The sequence below is a fragment of the Sphingosinicella xenopeptidilytica genome (genome assembly GCF_042676985.1).
GTDB lineage: Bacteria > Pseudomonadota > Alphaproteobacteria > Sphingomonadales > Sphingomonadaceae > Sphingosinicella > Sphingosinicella xenopeptidilytica.
Genome location: NZ_JBHTIK010000018.1, coordinates 1 through 1767, shown reverse-complemented (window position 1 = coordinate 1767; position 1767 = coordinate 1). Strand labels below are relative to the sequence as shown.

The following is a 1767-nucleotide window of genomic DNA, read 5'->3' as shown; positions in this document are numbered from 1 at the left end:
GTTTGGAATCGAGGCGGGCTTCGACCTGGCATGGGCGGTCGAGCCCAAGCTCGACCACGGCTTCCTATGCCCGCTGAGCCTGCTGACGCCGGAGTTCAACGTACCGGTCGTCCCGATCTTTCAGAACTCCAGCACCGAGCCGTTGCCGCCGTTCCGGCGCTGCGCGGAGCTTGGCACGATGCTTCGTGCCGCGGTTGAAGCGCGCGGCACCGACGAGCGCGTCGTGCTGCTCGCCGGCGGCGGCCTCTCGCACTGGGTCGCCACGCCGGAGATGGGCGACATCAACAGCGAATTCGATCGTTGGTTTCTCGGACGCGTGGAACAAGGCGATCTGGCTGCGCTCGTTGCGCTCGATGTCGCGGATGTCGGGGAACGCGCCGGCAATGGTGGTCAGGAGATCCGCAACTGGATCACCGCGATGGCTGCCGGACAGGGTCCTGGCGAGCTGTTCTGCTACGAGCCCGTCGAGCAGTGGGCGACCGGTATGGCGCTGGCGCGACTGTTCGCCCGATGAACTTCGTACTCGACAGGCTGGTCCGCAGGATCGCTCGGGACCCCTCCTTGCTCGACGAGCTGGCCGGCGAGGCGAAGGCGGCCGGTCTGGATAAGGGAGACCTTCGCCTGCTGCTTGCCAAGGATTTGGCGGGCCTCCGCGAACGAGGCGTCCACCCCCTGCTGCTGATGCAACTCGCCGGCGCGCTTCGAATCGAGCCGATGGCGGCGCTCGGCCGGCGGCGATAGCGGCCATGCGCTCAGATGGCGCGATATCCGCCGTCCACCGAGATCATGGCGCCAGTGACGAACGACGCTGCATCCGACAGCAGCCATTTGACGGTCTCGCCGACCTCGGCCGGCTGGCCGAACCGGCCGATCGGATGATGCTCAAGCAATTTTTCGAAGTAAGCCGAGAAGCTCGGGTGCTCGATGGCTCGGTCGATCATTGCGGTACGGATGATGCCCGGAAGCACGGCATTCACCCGGATGCCCCGCGCGCCGTAGTCGATCGCTGCAGCCTTGGTCAGGCCGGCGACGCCATGCTTCGCGCTGACATATTCGGCCGCCTGTGGAATCGCGACTTCGCTTAATGCGGATGCGGTATTGACGATCGCTCCGCCGCCGCTGTCCAGCATGGCCGCAATCTCGTGCTTGAGACAGTAGAAGACACCGGTCAGGTCAATCCGGATGGCGCGCTCCCATTGGTCGGCGCTCAGTTCATGAAGCGGCGTGTTCGCCTGCTCGACGCCGGCATTGTTGAACGCCCCGTCCAGCCGTCCATATCGTGCGACCGCCTTGGCCACGAGGGCTTCGACCTGAGCTTCGGATCCGACATCGGCCCGGACGAAGCAGGCCTCGCCGCCGGCGGCACCAATCATCTGGGCGGTTTCTGCGCCCGCATCGGAAATATCGCTGACCACGACGTTGGCGCCCGCTTTTCCGAGCACCAGCGCGGTTGCCTGCCCGATGCCACCCCCGCCACCAGTCACGATAATCGTACGCTTCTCAAGCATTTCGATCCTGCCTCCTGAGTGACCCATCGGCCGCACGCCTCGTGCGAGACGGCCGGCATCTGACAGGCCGCACGATCCGGCGCAACAATCTTACTTCGATATAGAAGTCAGTTGCACGCTGCCTTTTGCGATAGTACTATATCGAAGCAATGTGAGAGCCGCATGGGCGGCCGCAGGCTGGGGGAGGAAACGACAATGTTAACATGCCGCTTTTTGCAAACGACTGCTGCCGCGGCTTTGCTCGCCGGCACCGCGCACG

The 1767-nt window shown here is 64.6% G+C and carries 3 protein-coding genes; 2 read left to right on the top strand and 1 reads right to left on the bottom strand.

Annotated elements, in window-relative coordinates; translation table 11 throughout:
* Positions 1–514: DODA-type extradiol aromatic ring-opening family dioxygenase (locus ACFQ00_RS20015; RefSeq protein WP_449325427.1), on the top strand; the 514-nt coding region annotated here is incomplete at its 5' end.
* A 47-nt stretch (positions 515–561) separates the two neighbouring features.
* Positions 562–741, top strand: a complete 180-nt coding sequence (locus tag ACFQ00_RS20010) for a hypothetical protein (RefSeq protein ID WP_381495332.1) — start codon at positions 562–564, stop codon at positions 739–741.
* An 11-nt stretch (positions 742–752) separates the two neighbouring features.
* Here ACFQ00_RS20010 and ACFQ00_RS20005 read toward each other — a convergent pair whose 3' ends face one another.
* Positions 753–1508 (bottom strand): SDR family oxidoreductase, encoded by a 756-nt coding sequence (locus ACFQ00_RS20005; RefSeq protein ID WP_381495330.1) that lies wholly within the window; start codon positions 1506–1508, stop codon positions 753–755.
* Positions 1509–1767: the final 259 nt, after the last annotated feature.

Excerpts from the sequence above, each read along its gene's own strand:
- ACFQ00_RS20005 (WP_381495330.1), bottom strand. The coding sequence starts at position 1,508 with ATGCTTGAGAAGCGTACGATTATCGTGACTGGTGGCGGGGGTGGCATC.